Source organism: Streptomyces sp. NPDC001153 (assembly GCF_053598315.1).
In genome coordinates, this window is record NZ_JBSFJZ010000022.1 from 17,538 (window position 1) to 34,127 (window position 16,590).

Genomic DNA, 16,590 nt, shown 5'->3' on the forward strand with positions numbered 1-16,590 from the left:
GACTGCCCTCCTTGACGTCTTCGTCGGTGAACAACCGGCGTGCGGCTCACGTCCGGGCGTTGCTTGGGGAATGCCGTGACTATCTCCCGGCCTGTGAGGGCGGTCACCCTTCCGTTCATTTAGTTCACGCTTAACCGGAGAGGCACACTGCTGACATGCGCTTCCCGTCCCTCCCCCGGCCTCGCAGTCTCGCGGGCCAGCTGTTCGCCATGCAGGCCGTGCTGATAGCGGTGGTGGTGGCCGGGTACGCGCTCTTCACCTACGTCGGCGACCAGCGGCAGGCCGAGGACGCGGCGGTCCGCCAGGTCACCGCGGTGGCCCGCTCGATCGCGGACGCCCCCTCGGTGCGCTCGGCCATCCACACCACCCGTCCCACGGCGGCGCTGGAACCGTACGCGCTCATGGTCATGCGGGACGCGGACGTCGACTTCGTCACGATCATGAACCCGGACGGCATCCGCTGGACCCACCCCGACCGGAAGCAGATCGGCAAACGCTTCCTCGGCCGTATCGGCCCCGCCGTGCACGGCCACACCTTCACCGAGACCTACACCGGCACCCTCGGCCCCTCCGTCCGCGCGGTCACCCCGATCGAGGAGAACGGCCACGTCATCGGCCTGGTCAGCGCCGGCATCAAGGTCGAGGCGATCAGCGCCCGGGTCCAGGGGCAGGTCACGGCCCTGCTCGGCGTCGCCGGCGCGACCCTGCTGCTCGGCGCGGTCGGCACCTACGTGATCAACGCCCGCCTGCGCCGCCACACCCACGGCATGAACGCCACCGAGCTCAGCCGGATGCACGACTACCACCAGGCGGCGCTGCACGCGGTCCGCGAGGGCCTGCTGATGCTGGACGGGCAGTACAGGGTGGCCCTGATCAACGACGGCGGACGGGAGCTGCTGGGCCTGGGCGCTCCGGACACGGAGCTGATCGGCCGCTCGGTGGCCGACCTCGGTCTGCCGGCCCCGCTGACCGGCGCGCTGCTGTCCTCCGAACCCCGGGTGGACGAGGTGCACCTGACGGCGGCCCGGGTACTGGTGGTGAACACCTCCCCGGTGTCGGGCGGAGAGCGCCGGGGAACGGTGGTCACGCTGCGCGACGTGACGGAACTCCAGTCCTTGATGGGCGAGTTGGACTCGGAGCGGGGCTTCACCCAGGCACTGCGCTCACAGGCGCACGAGGCCGCCAACCGCCTGCACACGGTGGTGTCGCTCATCGAGCTGGGCCGGGCCGAGGAGGCGGTGGAGTTCGCCACGGCGGAACTGGAGCTGGCCCAGGCGCTGACCGACCAGGTGGTCGCGGCGGTCGGCGAACCGGTGCTCGCCGCCCTGCTGCTCGGCAAGACGGCCCAGGCCAACGAGCGGGGCGTGGAACTGGTGGTGTCCGAGGACAGCCGCCTGGACGACGGCCTGCTCCCGGCCGACCTGTCCGCCCGCGACCTCGTGACCATCCTCGGCAACCTGATCGACAACGCGGTGGACGCGGCGCAGGGCAGCGTCCGGGCACGGGTGACGGTGACGGCGTACGCCTCGGACACCGAGGTGGTCCTCAGGGTGTCCGACACGGGCCCCGGCGTCGACCCGGACCATGCCGACCTGGTATTCCAGCGGGGGTTCTCGACGAAGCCGGCCGGACCGGGCGGACGGGGCCTCGGGCTGGCCCTGGTCCGGCAGGCGGTGACCCGCCACGAGGGCACGTTGACGGTGGCGGAGTCCGACGAGGAGAGCGGGGGCGGAGCGGTGTTCGAGGTGCGGTTGCCGCTGCGTACCCCCGCGGGTGGCAGCAGATGACGAACGAGCAGCAGCCCATCCGCGTCCTGGTCGTCGAGGACGACCCGGTGGCCGCCGACGCGCACGTGCTGTACGTCGGCCGGGTGCCGGGATTCGTCGCGGTCGGCAAGGCGCACACCGGCGCGGAGGCACGGCGCCTCCTGGACCGTACCCCCGTGGACCTGCTCCTGCTGGACCTGCACCTGCCGGATGGGCACGGGCTGCAGCTGGCCCGCTCCCTGCGCGCGGCCGGCCATCACGCGGACGTCATAGCGGTCACGTCGGCCCGGGACCTGGCGGTGGTCCGCGAGGGCGTCTCCCTGGGCGTCGTCCAGTACGTCCTGAAACCCTTCACCTTCGCCACGCTCCGGGACCGCCTGGTCCGCTACGCCGAGTTCCGTGCGGCGGCGGGCGAGGCGAGCGGCCAGGACGAGGTCGACCGCGCCCTGGCGGCCCTGCGGGCCCCGTCGCCCGCCGCACTGCCGAAGGGCCTGAGCGGCCCGACGCTGGAACGGGTGACGGGAGCACTGCGCGAGGCTCCCGAGGGCCTGACCGCGGCCGGACTGGCCGAGACGGTCGGCATCTCCCGGATCACCGCGCGACGGTACCTGGAGCACCTGGTGGAGGCGGGAAGGGCCGCCCGGAGCCCGCTGTACGGGCAGGTGGGGAGGCCGGAGCTGGTGTATCGGTGGGTGGTGCAGGGGCGGTGAGGGATGCAGCTCGAACACGGGCTTCGGCGGCTTTGTCAGGAGCGTTGCCGCGGACATACGCGTCGGCAGCCCGAAGCCAACAGATGCGGGCATCGGCAAGGCTGTCTGCCGCTGTGTGGGCGAGGGCGAGATTGTGGAGGCTCTTGCCCTGCCCGTACCAGTTCTCGTTCTCTCGGAAGATGCCCACCGCCTCGCCGTAGGCCTCAATGGCCTCATGGGTTCGATCGGCCTGTAAGTACGCGAGTCCGAGGTTGTTCCAAGCGTTGCCCTCACGCACGCGGTCTCCGGTTGCCCGGTGCAGGTCGCGGGCCAGCACCAAGGCTTCGATCGATTGCTGCGTGAGGCCCAACGCCCATAGGGCGACGCCGAGGTTGCTCCATGCTGTGCCTTCATGGGTGCGGTCTTCAGTGATAACGAACAACTCGCACGCACGAGCGTGGGCGTCGATCGCCTCCCGTAACTGACCTGCATCCTGCAAGGCCAGACCAAGATTGCCCCAAGCGATGGCCTGACGATGCTGGTCCTCTGAGTCGTGATACAGATCGCGGGCTTGGATGTGGGCGTCGATCGCCTCTGGTAACCGGCCTACTTTCCGCAAGGCAAGACCAAGGCTGTTCCACGCGTTGCCCTCGTCAACGGGACTACCAGTGAGTCGTGCAACCTGCAGAGTGGTAGTCGCCACAGCGACCCAGTCGTCAAAATGCCGTCGCCAGTCCAAGTACTCCATCAAGCATTCACCCAGTTGCGCTGCGATGTGAGCGAATCGCCCCTCTTGCGCCCATTGCACCGCCGCCACCAGGCCCGTACGTTCTTCGTCGAACCATGCCAGTGCCTGCCCTCGGTCCGTGAACCGGTCCGGTTCCGGCTTCCCTGGCAGCCACCGCAAACGGGCATCGGCCTCTCGTGCCCAGGTGTAGTAGAACTCCAGCACCCGCGCCCGCGCCGCGTCAGCCTCCTCCCGGAACAACGAATGCCGAGTCGACACACCCGCTCCAAACGCACGCACCAAGTCGTGCATGCGCCATCGCCCACGTCCGCTCCCCCGCTCCACCAGATGCGCGCGGGCCAATGCCTTCAGGCCACGGAGCGGCGACACCTCCGCTCCTGCCAGTACGACAGCCACCTCCTCGCTCACTTCCGGTCCCGGCGCTACGGCGAGCAGACGCAGCAGACGCGCCCGGTCGGCCGGGAGCCGACGGTACGAGAGCTCGAAAGCAGCGCGCACGCTGCGGTTACCGTCATCAAGAGCAGCCAGTCGGTCGTACGACGCGGCCATTTCGTCGCCGAGTTCCGCGATCGGCATCCCCGCATCCTCCGCAAGCAGCGCCGCCGCGATCTGTAAGGCCAACGGCAGATGTCCGCACAGCCCCACAAGCCGTGTTGCCGCCGCCGCTTCCTCCACGACGCGGTGGTCACTCGGATCAGCGATCCGCAGCGCGCGATCGAGGAGTTCATACGCCGCCTGCGACGGGAGCTGATCCAGCGGCAGGAGCTGTGCCCCCAGTTGGGGCAACCGGTCCCGCGAGGTGACCAGCATCCGGTGCCGCGCGCCCCCCGGCAGCAGCGGCCGTACCTGATCCGGTGAGGAGGCGTTGTCGGCGAGGATGAGCACTGCCTCCCGCTCGGCCAGAACGGACCTGTACAGCCCGGCCCGTTCGTCCACCGTCGCCGGAATATGCTCGGGCTGCACCCCCAGGGCCCTCAACGTGGACTGGAGTGCCTGGCCGGCGGTAACAGGCGCGTCGTCGTACCCGTGGAGGTCCACGAAGAGCACGCCACCGGGAAACCATCCCGCGTCCTGCGCCGCGTACGCCGCCTGTACCGCCAGCGCAGTCTTGCCGATGCCGCCGAGTCCGGACACCGCGGTGACGAGGACGGCCTGCTCGATGCCGGAGCATGCAGGATCGAGGGCAGCGCGCAGGCGGCCCAACTCCTCCTTCCGGTCCGTGAATCCGGCCGCCCTAGGTGGCAACGCGTCCAGCGCGGTGGGCGGCGGTGCCTGCTGCTTGTACTCCGCCTTGCCGACGACCGGCCCGTGGAACTCGCCGCCCCGGAAGTCGATGTGATCGCTCACCCGACCACACTCCCCGCCCCGAACGGCAGGGCGTACCGGACGATGCACGCCCCGAGCCCCACGACCGCGACCGCCTCCAGCACGGACAGGACGACCAGACCGGGCGAGACGTCGCCGCCCACCCAGTACACGACGAGCGCACTCAACGGCACGACGCAGAAGGCCAGGAGGTCCACCACGCACTGCACGGCCTTCCGGGCGACGCGCCGCGCGTCCGTGCGGTGTGCGACCTCCCACGCGAAGACCTCACCGCCCTCGGCCCGGGCCAACTCGGCCAGCCGGGGCCCCAACTCCGCCCGCACATAGGCGCCGATCGCCGAGATCTTGTGGTCGTTGACGAGATACGTCCACCCGAGCACGACGCACACCGGTGACAGCGCCAGCAGCATCGCCGGCTGCCCGGCCTGGGCGGCGGCGGCGATCACGGCGGCCACCACGGTTAGGGTGACGTACAAGAGATTGTCCCGGAACCCGATCCGTGTCTTCTGCTCGTCCTTGAGCGTCTGGTACTCGGCGAGCAGCAACTGCCCCACCGTGACGTCCCGTTCAGCCACGCTCTCCCCTTCCCCGGGCATTACCTTAAGGGTGTGCCGGAGACGAAGCCCACTGTTCTGGTCCTGACCGCACTCGCGCTGGAGTACACCGCCGTGCGCGCACACATCGAGGAACGGGAGGGCCGGACCCACCCCGACAACGGAACCATCGTGGAAGTGGGGCAGCTGCCCGGCACTCCCTGGCAGGTGGCCGCCGCCGAGCTGGGCGAGGGCGCCAGGAACACCGCCGCGCTCACCGCGTCGCTCATCGGCTGGCTGCGCCCCGAGGCTGTCCTGTTCGTCGGTGTGGCGGGCGGCCTCAAGGAGGACATCGGGCTCGGCGACGTAGTGGTGGGCACGAAGGTGTACGGCATCCACGGCGGCAAGCAGACACCGGAGGGGCTGCTGATCCGCCCCGAGGCCTGGTACGGCTCCCACAGTCTGCTCTCGGCGGCACGTGCCGCGGTGCGGGACCTGCCCGGCGTGCGGGCGCACTTCAAGCCGATCGCCACGGCGGACGTCGTCCTCGCCGACGCCGGGTCCGAGCTCGCCCGGCATGTCCGGGAGCACTACAACGACGCCGCCGCGTTCGAGACGGAGGGCGCGGGAGCGGCGCATGCGGCCCATCTGGAGGGCCGGCAGGCCCTCGTCGTCCGGGGCATCAGCGACCACGCCGACGCGGGCAAGGCCTCGGCCGACGGGAGCGGCTCGCAGGAGCGGGCGGCCACGCAGGCGGCGGACGTGGCCGTGGCGGTGCTACGCAAGTACCGGCCGCGGGGCGGCGGTTCCGGCGACTCCGAGGAGGGTCCCCAAGGACGGTACGGCGGCGACCACATCGACTTCCGCGGCGCTGTCTTCCACGCGGGCGTCATCGGGAAGCAGACCGGAGAGCGGTGACGCCGGCGCCCACGGCCCGTTCCCGCACCCCGACGCCACCCTCCCGGCCCGCCCCGTCGGCTTCACCGGCCGGGTCGCGGTTCTGGACGCGATACTCGGAGGTCTCGCGCCCACACCCGACGACACGAACTCGCGGCCTCCGGCCCACGTCGCCGTCACCGGCATGGGCGGCATCGGCAAGACGGCCCTGACGCTGGAGGCCGCGCACGAGGCATGCTCGCGTGGCTGGTTTCCGGGCGGGGCGCACTTCATCGATCTACGCGGTTACGACGACACGCCGCTCACACCGGAGCAGGCCGTTCTCCCGCTCCTCGACGCGCTCGGTGCCCGCGGCGCCGACCTGCCGATGACGGAGCAGTGGGACGGGTCGTCGCCCCTGCTGCTGAGCCGGTACCAGGCGCACCTGGCCCAGCGCCAGGCCCGTACGCTGCTCGTCCTCGACAACGCCTCGACCCCGCTGCAGCTCGTGCCCCTCGTCCCGAAGTCCGGTTCCCACGCGGTTCTGATCACGACACGGGACCGGCCGCGCTCCCTGCGCCTCAGGACGATAGGCCTGGAGCCGCTGCACGAGGACGAGTCGGCAGCGCTGGTGACCAACGCTCTGCACATCACCGACCCACAGGACGACCGTCCCGGGCGGGAGCCCGTCGCACTGCGTGAACTCGTGGCCCTGTGCGGCCACCTGCCGCTCGCCCTGCACATCGCCGCTGCGACGCTGTGCCACCGCCGCCATCGCGACATCGCCTCCCTGGCGGCCGAGATCAAGGGCGCCGTGGATCCGACCCGCGCCCTGGACGACGGCACCGAAGGCCCGGATCAGTATCTTCGCCCGCTGGCCGTACGTCCCGTTCTGCAGGCGTCGTACCGGCGTCTGCGGCCCGAGCAGGCCGGCGCCCTGCGGCTGCTCGCCCTCGCCCCCGGTGCGGACGTGAGCGGGGAATCGGTTGCCGCGCTCACCGGCAACGAACGGGACACCGCCACGAAGCTCCTGGAGGACCTGGAGGCAGCCGGGCTGGTCACAGGCGTTCCGTCGGCTTCCGGTCCGCGGTGGCGGCTCCACGACCTTGTGCGTGCCTTCGTCGCCGGCATGGACGCGGCGGAGCCCGCTCTGCGGGAGGAAGGCGAGGCGGCGCGTGCGCGGCTGCTGAGCTTCTTCCACGCCGGTGTGACGGCGGCCGACGACCGCCTTCGATGGCTGCCGGGACAACCGGAACCGCAGCGGTTCACCGACAGAGCGGCGGCACTGGCATGGCTGGACGCCGAGCGGACCGGACTGGTTGAAGCCGTCGGGTGGGCACGGGAACAGCGGCACGCCCGCCGTGCGGTGGAGCTGGCCGAGGCCCTGTCGGCCTATCTGAACCTGCGCCGCTATTTCGACGAATGGATCAATGTCTCGCACATCGCTCTGGAAACCGCACGGCAGACCGCGGACCCGCACAGCGAGGGCACCGCCTGGGACAGCCTCGGAAACGCGTACCGAGAGGTCGATCGCATACCGGAGGCGATCGAGGCCCACGGCCGCGCCCGCGCGCTCTTCAGCGAGATCGGAAACCGTCGCCGCGAGGCGCTCGCGTGGAACAACTTGGGCATCGCGCTGCAGCAGGGCGACCGTACGGCCGAGGCGATCGAGGCACTCGAGCACGCCCGCGATCTGTGCCGGGACGTCGGGGACCGGCGTCGAGAAGCCGCCTGCTGGAACAACCTCGGCGTCGTACTGCTGTCGACACGACGGGGAGACGACGCCATCGCCGCGCACACCCGCGCCCTCGCCCTGTCCCGCGAAGCGCATGACCTCCACGGCGAGGGCATGGCCCTCAACAACCTGGGCCACGCGCTGGAGAGGGGACAGCGGCCGGCCGACGCCAGGCAGGCCTATGCCGACGCGGCGGCGCTCCTCAAGGACATCGAGGACTGGTACCGCGCCGGGCAGACGCTGCAGAACCTGGCCATGGCCCAGCAGCGCGCACTCCGGTGGGAGCAGGCCCGCACCAGCTATCTGGAGGCGGCCGAAGCGTTCACCCGGGCCAAGGCCCCCAAGGACGCCGCCGACTGCCAATCCCGCGCACACTCATTGACCTGACTAGACCACTCCTCTTACCTTCACACGGCAACCACCTGGCCACTCAGCAGTGCGCCCTCAGGAGGTCATGCCCGTGCGCCCCACCGCCGCCCTCTCCGCCCTCCTCACCGCCGCCCTCGCCGCCACCGCCCTCACCGCGTGCGGCAACGGCTCGGGAAGCGGTCCGAACACGCTCAAGGTGTCCTACAAGCAGTCCACGGACAACTCTGTGAAGGTGATGGACACCTACCTCGCCGGGATCAAGAAGGACTTCGAGAGGAAGTACCCGGGGAAGAAGGTCGAGTTCGTGCCCATCAAGGCCCCGGACGCCGACTACTACACCAAGCTGCAGCAGATGCTGCGGTCGCCGAGGACCGCGCCGGACCTCGTCTACGAGGACACCTTCCTCATCAACTCCGACATCACCAGCGGGTACCTCGAACCCCTGGATCCGTATCTCGCCAAGTGGGCCGACTGGGGTCAGTTCATCGACACCGCGAAGGCGGCCGCGAGGGGCCAGGACGGGAAGACGTACGGCGTTCCGGACGGGACCGACACCCGCGGACTGTGGTTCGACAAGCGGATCTTCAAGCGGGCCGGGCTGCCGCTGAACTGGCAGCCGAGGAACTGGGACGACATCCTCGCCGCCGCCCGCACCATCAAGCAGAAGGTCCCCGGCGTCACCCCGCTCAACGTCTACACCGGCAAGCCCGCCGGCGAGCGATCCACCATGCAGACCATGGAGATGCTGCTCTACGGCACGGGCGACGGCAGGACCGATCCCCTGTACGACAGCGGCAGCAAGAAGTGGATCGCCGGGAGCCGGGGATTCACGGACTCGCTCAAGTTCGTCGAGACCGTCTACAAGGAGAAGCTCGGCCCCGACGTCTCCGACGCCCTCGATCCCAACTTCGCCACCACCGTCGTGGGCGAGCTGCTCCCCCAGGGCAAGCTCGGCATCGACCTGGACGGCTCCTGGCTGCCGCAGACCTGGCTCCCGGGCAGCGGGCGTGCATGGCCCGACTGGTCCAGGCAGTTGGGGCTGGCGTACATGCCCACCCAGCACGGTCAGGCGCCCGGCAAGGTGAGCATGTCCGGCGGCTGGACCTGGGCGATCCCGGCGAAGGCCGGCCACCCCGACCTCGCCTTCGACTTCATCAGGACGATGCAGACCGAGGCGAACGCCAAGAAGTGGTACATCGCCAACTCGGGGATCTCGGTGCGGAAGGACGTCGCCGCCGATCCCTCGTACGCCACCGCCCAGCCCGGCATCAGGTTCTTCACCGATCTCGTCGCCACGACCCACTACCGGCCCGCCTATCCCGCGTACCCGAAGGTGTCGACCGCCATCCAGGAGGCGATGGAGAGCGTCACGACCGGTGATACGTCCGCGGAGAAGGCCGCAACCAGCTACGACTCCTCCCTCAAGGACGTCACCGGCGGCCAAGTGGTCCAGAGGTGAACCCCCGACACCGGTTCAACCGGGCACTCCCGCTCACCCCCGCCGTCGTCCTCATCCTGCTCTTCCTCGCCGGGCCCATCGCCTACTGCGTCTACATCGCCTTCACCGACCTCCAGCTGACGGGGCAGGCGCACGCCTCCTTCGTCGGGTTCGACAACTTCCGCCGGGCTTTCCAGGACAGCGAGTTCCTGAACGCCGTATGGCTGACCCTCGTCTTCACCGTGCTGTCCTCGCTGGTCGGCCAGAACACCCTGGGGCTCGCTCTGGCCGCGCTGATGAGGCGGGCCAGCAAGCCCGTGCGGACCCTCACCGGCGGGGTCGTCGTCACGGCCTGGGTGCTGCCGGAAGTCGTCGCCGGTTTCCTGCTGTACGCCTTCTTCCGGCGGGAGGGGACCTTGAACGCCATCCTGGACTGGCTTCATCTGCCGCGCCAGAACTGGCTGTTCACGCTGCCGATCCTCGCCGTGTCCTTCGCCAACGTCTGGCGCGGTACGGCGTTCTCGATGCTCGTCTACTCCGCCGCGCTGGACGAGATACCCGCCGAGATCACGGAGGCCGCCGAGGTGGACGGCGCTGGCGGATGGCGGCGGATGTGGCACATCACCCTGCCGATGATCCGGCGGTCCATCGGCACCAACCTGATGCTCAACACCCTGCAGACGCTGTCCGTCTTCGGGCTGATCTGGGTGATGACCCGGGGCGGCCCCGGCAACAAGAGCCAGACCCTGCCGCTGTTCATGTACGAACAGGCCTTCCAGAACAGCATGATCGGGTACGGCACCGCGGTCGCCCTGCTTCTGCTGCTCGTCGGGTCCCTCTTCTCGGTCGTCCATCTGCGGCTGCTGCGGACGGAGGTGTGAGCACGGAATGCCCCGCAGGCGCACCTCGCGGCGGCTCGCCGCCGATGTCTCGCTCCTGGTCGTGGCCGTCGCCTTCGCGCTGCCCCTCGCCTGGGTGGTGCTGTCGTCCGTGGATCCCCACGCGGACCTCAGGGTGAAGGCCCCGGACGGGTTCACCTTCGGCAACTTCGACGCGATCCTGACCCCGGACATCACCTACACCCCGCTGCTCAACAGCCTGATCCTGTGCGGCGGCGCCACCGCGCTGACGGTCGCATGCGCCGCCCTCGCCGCGTACCCGCTCTCCCGCTTCCGCTCCCGACTCAACCGGCCGTTCCTGCTGTCGATCCTGTTCGCGACGAGCCTGCCGATTACCGCGATCATGGTGCCGGTGTACGCGCTGTTCGTCCGGGTGAACCTGATCGACACGCTGCAGGGCACGATCCTGTTCTTCGCCGCCTCCCAACTCCCCTTCGCCATCTGGATCATGAAGAACTTCATGGACGGGGTGCCGAGGGAGCTGGAGGAGGCGGCCTGGACCGACGGGGCGTCCTCGCTGCAGTCGCTGGTCCGGATCGTGCTGCCGCTGATGGGGCCGGGGCTCGCCGTCGTCACGGTGTTCTCGTTCGTGATGATGTGGGGGAACTTCTTCGTCCCCTTCATGCTGCTGCTCACCCCGGACCAGATGCCGGCCTCGGTCAGCATCAACGACTTCTTCGGCAACCGGGGCATGGTGGCCTACGGCCAGCTCGCCGCGTTCTCCGTCATCTACTCGACGCCGGTGATCCTTCTGTACGTCCTGGTCGCGCGGCGCCTGGGCGGCGGTTTCGCACTGGGCGGGGCGGTCAAGGGATGAGGCGTAAGGGTGGTCCGTCCGTTACATACCGAACGGCCGGAACTGTACGTTCCGACAATCCGTGATCCTGTCCGAACGGACCGTAGCCATGCCGTCACGGCGCCCCTAGCTTGTGCTGGGTGCGCCAACCCTCAGCTCCCCCCTTCAACGCCCCGGCGGCCCGCCGGCTGCGCGCCGCGCTCGGTATGGGCCCCGAGCACGTCGCCTACGGCATGCGGGCCTCGTACGGCCTGCCCTATGTGACACCCGATCTGGTGATCGCCTGGGAACGCGGCTCCGTGGCCCCCAGCCACCCGGAACTCACCGCGCTGGCAGGCGTGCTGTGGTGTTCCCCGGGCGAACTCCTCGGCCGGCCGCAGACCCTGCGCGAGCATCGCATTTCCCGCGCCGTCGCACCCGAGGACCTCGCCCGGGCCGTCGACATGGACCTGCGCACCTACCTGCGCATGGAGGACAGCGGGCAGTGGCGGGGCAACGAGCGGCAGTCGGCCGCGCTCGCCCGGGCGCTGGATCTGGCCCTGCCCGACTTCGTCGCCGTCACCGGCCGCCAGGCGAAGCTCGCCGACCTGCTGCACAGCGCGGTGACCACACGCTGGCAGGCCTATGTGCGACCGGTGCGCAAGCTCGTGCCCCTGGACACGGGTGTCCTCGAAGGGGTGCTGCAGCAGCTCTACGAGGACTACCAGGGGCACATGGCCGCCACCCTGAGCTGGGGCGGCGGCAGCACGAGCGCCAGCGAGTCCGGCCGGGAGTTCCTCGACCGGATCGTGGAGAACTTCTGGAAGGGCGTGGACGACAGGACCGCCCAGGGGACCGACAGGTCCGCCTAGAAGACCGATTCCGCCTCGTCCATGCGGTCCTTCGGCACCGTCTTCAGCTCGGTGACCGCCTCCGCGAGCGGCACCATCACGATGTCGGTGCCGCGCAGTGCGGTCATCTTGCCGAACTCGCCGCGGTGCGCGGCCTCGACGGCGTGCCAGCCGAAGCGGGTGGCGAGGACGCGGTCGTAGGCGGTGGGCACGCCGCCGCGCTGCACGTGGCCGAGGATGACCGGCTTGGCCTCCTTGCCGAGGCGCCGCTCCAGCTCGTACGCCAGCGCGGTGCCGATGCCCTGGAAGCGCTCGTGGCCGTACTGGTCGATCTCGCCCTTGCCGTAGTCCATGGTGCCCTCGGCGGGGTGGGCGCCCTCGGCGACGCAGATGACGGCGAACTTCTTGCCGCGGGCGAAGCGCTCCTCGACCATCTTGACCAGGTGGGCGGGATCGAAGGGGCGCTCGGGCAGGCAGATGCCGTGGGCGCCGGCGGCCATGCCGGACTCCAGGGCGATCCAGCCGGCGTGCCGGCCCATGACCTCGACGACCATCACGCGCTGGTGGGACTCGGCGGTGGTCTTCAGCCGGTCCATCGCCTCGGTGGCGACGCCGACGGCGGTGTCGAAGCCGAAGGTGCGGTCGGTGGAGGAGATGTCGTTGTCGATCGTCTTGGGGACGCCGACGACCGGGAGGCCCGCGTCGGACAGCATGCGGGCCGCGGTCAGCGTGCCCTCGCCGCCGATCGGGATCAGCGCGTCGATGCCGAACTCCTCGACCATGTCGGTGGCCTTGTCGCAGGCCTCGCGCAGCCGGTCACGCTCCAGCCGGGAGGAGCCGAGGATGGTGCCGCCGCGGGCCAGGATGCCGCCGACCGCGTCCAGGTCGAGGCTGCGGTAGTGCCGGTCGAGCAGACCCCGGTAGCCGTCCTCGAAGCCGATGACCTCGTCGCCGTACTGCGCAACCGCCCGGTGCACGACCGACCGGATCACGGCGTTCAGGCCGGGGCAGTCGCCGCCTGCGGTGAGAACTCCGATGCGCATCGTGCTGTGTCTCCTGCTCGCTGTCGGTGCCGGTGAGCCAGAGTCGATTGTTCCACGTCCGCCGGGGCACTGAGCCACTTGACGGGCGCCTTATCCGGCGACAGAGGTATTGTCAAGAGGGTTCTGCTCACCTTGGTGGGCGATTTTTATGCCGCCGTACAAGTCCTGCAACACGAGGAACGGAGTGGACGCGTGACGCGCAGCGTGTACGTGACCGGGATCGACCGCGGTGACGGCCGCCAGGTCGTGGAGCTGGGGGTCATGGAGCTCCTGACCCGGCAGGTCGACCGGGTGGGCGTGTTCCGTCCGCTCGTGCACGACGGCCCCGACCGGCTGTTCGAGCTGCTGCGGGCGCGGTACCGCCTCTCGCAGGACCCGGCGACGGTCTACGGCATGGACTACCACGAGGCGTCCGCACTCCAGGCCGAGCAGGGCACCGACGAGCTGGTCTCCGCGCTGGTCGACCGCTTCCACCTGGTCGCGCGTGACTACGACGTCGTCCTTGTCCTCGGCACCGACTTCGCCGGCACCCAGCTCCCGGACGAGCTGTCCCTGAACGCCCGCCTCGCCAACGAGTTCGGTGCCTCCGTGATCCCGGTGGTCGGCGGCCGCGGGCAGACCACCGAGTCCGTGCTCGCCGAGACCCGCAACGCCTACCGGGCGTACGACGGCCTGGGCTGCGACGTGCTGGCGATGGTCACCAACCGGGTGGCCCGCGAGGACCGCGACGAGATCGCCGAGCGGCTCGCGAACCGGCTGCCGGTGCCCTGTTACGTCGTCCCCGACGAGCCCGCGCTGTCCGCGCCGACCGTCTCCCAGATCGCGCAGGTCCTCGACGCCAAGGTGCTGCTCGGCGACGACTCCGGGCTCGCCCGGGACGTCCTCGGCTTCGTCTTCGGCGGCGCCATGCTGCCCAACCTGCTCGGCGCCCTGACCCCGGGCTGCCTGGTCATGACCCCGGGCGACCGCGCCGACCTGGTCGTCGGCTCGCTGGCCGCGCACAGCGCCGGCACCCCGCCGATAGCCGGCGTGCTGCTCACCCTGAACGAGGTGCCGAGCGAGGAGATCCTCACCCTCGCCGCCCGCCTCGCCCCCGGCACCCCGGTCCTCTCCGTGACCGGCAACAGCTTCCCCACCGCCGAGCGGCTGTTCTCCCTGGAGGGCAAGCTGAACGCGGCCACCCCGCGCAAGGCGGAGCGGGCGCTGGGCCTGTTCGAGCGGTACGCCGACACCGCCGAGCTGGCCGCGCGCGTGAGCGCCCCCAGCAGCGACCGGGTCACCCCGATGATGTTCGAGCACAAGCTGCTCGAGCAGGCCCGCTCCGACAGGCGCCGGGTCGTGCTGCCGGAGGGCACCGAGGAGCGGGTCCTGCACGCGGCCGAGGTGCTGCTGCGCCGCGGGGTCTGCGACCTCACCCTGCTCGGGCCTGAGGACCAGATCCGCAAGAAGGCCGCCGACCTCGGGGTGGACCTCGGCGACACCCAGCTGATCGACCCGGCCACCTCCGAGCTGCGCGACGCCTTCGCCGAGAAGTACGCCCAGCTCCGGGCCCACAGGGGCGTGACCGTCGAGCTGGCCTACGACGTCGTCTCGGACGTCAACTACTTCGGCACCCTGATGGTCCAGGAGGGCCTGGCCGACGGCATGGTCTCCGGGTCGGTGCACTCCACGGCGGCCACCATCCGGCCGGCCTTCGAGATCATCAAGACGAGGCCGGACTCCTCGATCGTCTCGTCCGTCTTCTTCATGTGCCTCGCCGACAAGGTACTGGTCTACGGCGACTGCGCGGTCAACCCGGACCCGAACGCCGAGCAGCTCGCGGACATCGCCATCCAGTCCGCCGGTACGGCCGCGCGGTTCGGCGTGGAGCCGAGGATCGCGATGCTGTCGTACTCCACCGGCACCTCCGGTTCGGGCGCCGACGTCGAGAAGGTGCGCGAGGCGACCGAGCTGGCGCGCAGCCGGCGGCCCGACCTGAAGATCGAGGGCCCGATCCAGTACGACGCGGCCGTGGAGCCGTCCGTCGCCGCGACCAAGCTGCCCGGCTCCGAGGTCGCCGGGCAGGCCAGTGTGCTGATCTTCCCCGACCTCAACACCGGCAACAACACCTACAAGGCCGTGCAGCGTTCGGCCGGCGCGATCGCCGTCGGACCGGTCCTGCAGGGTCTGCGCAAGCCGGTCAACGACCTGTCCCGGGGCGCGCTCGTCCAGGACATCGTCAACACCGTCGCCATCACGGCGATCCAGGCCCAGACGCCCGCCAACTGACCACAGAGAGCCCACAATCACCGTGACAGCAACCCGCGCGGCGACTCGCGTCCTCGTCCTCAACTCCGGCTCCTCGTCGGTGAAGTACCAGCTGCTCGACATGCGCGACGCCGGCCGGCTCGCCGTCGGTCTGGTGGAGCGCATCGGCGAGCAGACCTCCCGGTTCAAGCACACCTGCCTCACCACCGGCGACACCCGCGAGCACACCGGGCCGATCGCCGACCACGACGCCGCCCTCAAGGCGGTCGCCGAGGAGCTGAGCCGGGACGGCCTGGGCCTGGACTCGCCGGAGCTGGCCGCGATCGGGCACCGGGTGGTGCACGGCGGCATGTTCTTCACCGAGCCGACCGTCATCGACGACGAGGTGCTCAGCGAGATCGAGCGGCTGATCCCGGTCGCCCCGCTGCACAACCCGGCCAACCTGACCGGCATCCGCACCGCCCGGGGGCTGCGCCCCGACCTGCCCCAGGTCGCCGTCTTCGACACCGCGTTCCACACGACGATGCCGGAGTCGGCGGCGCGCTACGCGATCGACCCGAAGATCGCCGACCGGCACCGCATCCGCCGCTACGGCTTCCACGGCACCTCGCACGCCTACGTCTCCCGGGAGACCGCGCGGCTGCTGGGCAAGGACCCGTCCGAGGTCAACGTCATCGTGCTGCACCTGGGCAACGGCGCCTCGGCGTCCGCGGTGGCCGGGGGCCGGTGCGTGGACACCTCCATGGGGCTCACTCCTTTGGAGGGGCTGGTGATGGGTACGCGCTCCGGTGATGTGGATCCGGCCGTCATCTTCCATTTGGCCCGGGTTGGCGAAATGTCCATGGACGAGATCGACACTCTTCTCAACAAGAGGAGCGGCCTGTTCGGTCTGTGCGGGGACAACGACATGCGGGAGATCCGCCGCCGGATCGACGAGGGTGACGAAGCGGCCGCTCTCGCGTTCGACATTTACATTCACCGGCTCAAGAAGTACATCGGCGCCTATTACGCCGTGCTCGGGGAGGTGGACGCCGTCGCGTTCACGGCGGGGGTCGGCGAGAACGCGGCGCCCGTGCGGGAGGCGGCGATCACGGGCCTGGAGTCCCTGGGCCTGGCGGTCGACCCGGAGCTGAACGCCGTGCGAGCGGACCGGGCCAGGATCATCTCGCCGAAGGGTGCGCGTGTCGCAGTCGCCGTGGTTCCGACGGATGAAGAACTGGAGATCGCGACGCAGACCTACGCACTGGTCGGAAAGAACAACTGAATAGCAGCACCTGAGCGGTGCGGCACTCATT

Annotated in this window: 13 protein-coding genes; 10 read left to right on the forward strand and 3 right to left on the reverse strand. The window is 70.1% G+C overall.

Annotated elements, in window-relative coordinates; genetic code table 11:
* Positions 1-155: 155 nt before the first annotated feature.
* Both ACWDEN_RS24565 and ACWDEN_RS24570 read left to right on the forward strand, forming a co-directional pair.
* Positions 156-1,787, forward strand: coding sequence for a sensor histidine kinase (locus tag ACWDEN_RS24565; RefSeq protein WP_450860147.1), 1,632 nt, complete (start codon positions 156-158; stop codon positions 1,785-1,787).
* Positions 1,784-2,476, forward strand: a complete 693-nt coding sequence (locus ACWDEN_RS24570) for a response regulator (RefSeq protein WP_351611986.1) — start codon at positions 1,784-1,786, stop codon at positions 2,474-2,476. The genes ACWDEN_RS24565 and ACWDEN_RS24570 overlap by 4 nt, the downstream gene beginning before the upstream one ends.
* Here ACWDEN_RS24570 and ACWDEN_RS24575 read toward each other — a convergent pair.
* Entirely contained in the window at positions 2,358-4,550 is a 2,193-nt protein-coding gene (locus ACWDEN_RS24575) for a tetratricopeptide repeat protein (RefSeq protein ID WP_351611984.1), read from the reverse strand. The genes ACWDEN_RS24570 and ACWDEN_RS24575 overlap by 119 nt on opposite strands.
* On the reverse strand, positions 4,547-5,104 hold the full coding sequence (locus tag ACWDEN_RS24580) for a hypothetical protein (RefSeq protein ID WP_351611982.1): 558 nt from the start codon (positions 5,102-5,104) through the stop codon (positions 4,547-4,549). Before ACWDEN_RS24580 ends, ACWDEN_RS24575 begins: the two co-directional genes overlap by 4 nt.
* Positions 5,105-5,137: 33 nt before the next feature.
* On the opposite strand from ACWDEN_RS24580, the gene ACWDEN_RS24585 reads away from it, so the two are divergent.
* The 6 genes from ACWDEN_RS24585 (at position 5,138) to ACWDEN_RS24610 (ending at position 12,026) form a co-directional block, all read left to right on the forward strand.
* Positions 5,138-5,980: a 5'-methylthioadenosine/S-adenosylhomocysteine nucleosidase family protein gene (locus ACWDEN_RS24585; RefSeq protein ID WP_450860148.1), complete on the forward strand. Its 843-nt coding sequence runs from the start codon at positions 5,138-5,140 to the stop codon at positions 5,978-5,980.
* Between the two features lie 91 nt (positions 5,981-6,071).
* Positions 6,072-8,060: a tetratricopeptide repeat protein gene (locus tag ACWDEN_RS24590; RefSeq protein ID WP_450860189.1), complete on the forward strand. Its 1,989-nt coding sequence runs from the start codon at positions 6,072-6,074 to the stop codon at positions 8,058-8,060.
* 67 nt (positions 8,061-8,127) lie between these two features.
* Complete coding sequence (locus ACWDEN_RS24595; RefSeq protein WP_351611976.1) at positions 8,128-9,501, forward strand: extracellular solute-binding protein; 1,374 nt, start codon at positions 8,128-8,130, stop codon at positions 9,499-9,501.
* Complete coding sequence (locus ACWDEN_RS24600; RefSeq protein WP_351611973.1) at positions 9,498-10,361, forward strand: carbohydrate ABC transporter permease; 864 nt, start codon at positions 9,498-9,500, stop codon at positions 10,359-10,361. Before ACWDEN_RS24595 ends, ACWDEN_RS24600 begins: the two co-directional genes overlap by 4 nt.
* Positions 10,362-10,368: 7 nt before the next feature.
* Positions 10,369-11,196, forward strand: coding sequence for a carbohydrate ABC transporter permease (locus ACWDEN_RS24605; protein WP_351611971.1), 828 nt, complete (start codon positions 10,369-10,371; stop codon positions 11,194-11,196).
* A gap of 119 nt (positions 11,197-11,315) precedes the next feature.
* Positions 11,316-12,026, forward strand: coding sequence for an XRE family transcriptional regulator (locus ACWDEN_RS24610; protein ID WP_450860149.1), 711 nt, complete (start codon positions 11,316-11,318; stop codon positions 12,024-12,026).
* Here ACWDEN_RS24610 and ACWDEN_RS24615 read toward each other — a convergent pair.
* Positions 12,023-13,048 (reverse strand): ATP-dependent 6-phosphofructokinase, encoded by a 1,026-nt coding sequence (locus tag ACWDEN_RS24615; protein WP_351611966.1) that lies wholly within the window; start codon positions 13,046-13,048, stop codon positions 12,023-12,025. The two genes, ACWDEN_RS24610 and ACWDEN_RS24615, sit on opposite strands and share 4 nt — an antisense overlap.
* Before the next feature lie 192 nt (positions 13,049-13,240).
* Between ACWDEN_RS24615 and pta the strand changes: the two genes are divergently transcribed.
* On the forward strand, positions 13,241-15,316 hold the full coding sequence (gene pta / locus ACWDEN_RS24620; RefSeq protein WP_351611963.1) for a phosphate acetyltransferase: 2,076 nt from the start codon (positions 13,241-13,243) through the stop codon (positions 15,314-15,316).
* Positions 15,317-15,338: 22 nt separating this feature from the next.
* Complete coding sequence (locus ACWDEN_RS24625) at positions 15,339-16,559, forward strand: acetate kinase (protein WP_450860150.1); 1,221 nt, start codon at positions 15,339-15,341, stop codon at positions 16,557-16,559.
* Positions 16,560-16,590: the final 31 nt, after the last annotated feature.

Coding starts and splice junctions, on each gene's coding strand:
- ACWDEN_RS24605 (WP_351611971.1), top strand. CDS start 10,369: ATGCCCCGCAGGCGCACCTCGCGGCGGCTCGCCGCCGATGTCTCGCTC.
- ACWDEN_RS24595 (WP_351611976.1), top strand. CDS start 8,128: ATGCCCGTGCGCCCCACCGCCGCCCTCTCCGCCCTCCTCACCGCCGCC.
- ACWDEN_RS24570 (WP_351611986.1), top strand. CDS start 1,784: ATGACGAACGAGCAGCAGCCCATCCGCGTCCTGGTCGTCGAGGACGAC.
- ACWDEN_RS24615 (WP_351611966.1), bottom strand. CDS start 13,048: ATGCGCATCGGAGTTCTCACCGCAGGCGGCGACTGCCCCGGCCTGAAC.
- ACWDEN_RS24565 (WP_450860147.1), top strand. CDS start 156: ATGCGCTTCCCGTCCCTCCCCCGGCCTCGCAGTCTCGCGGGCCAGCTG.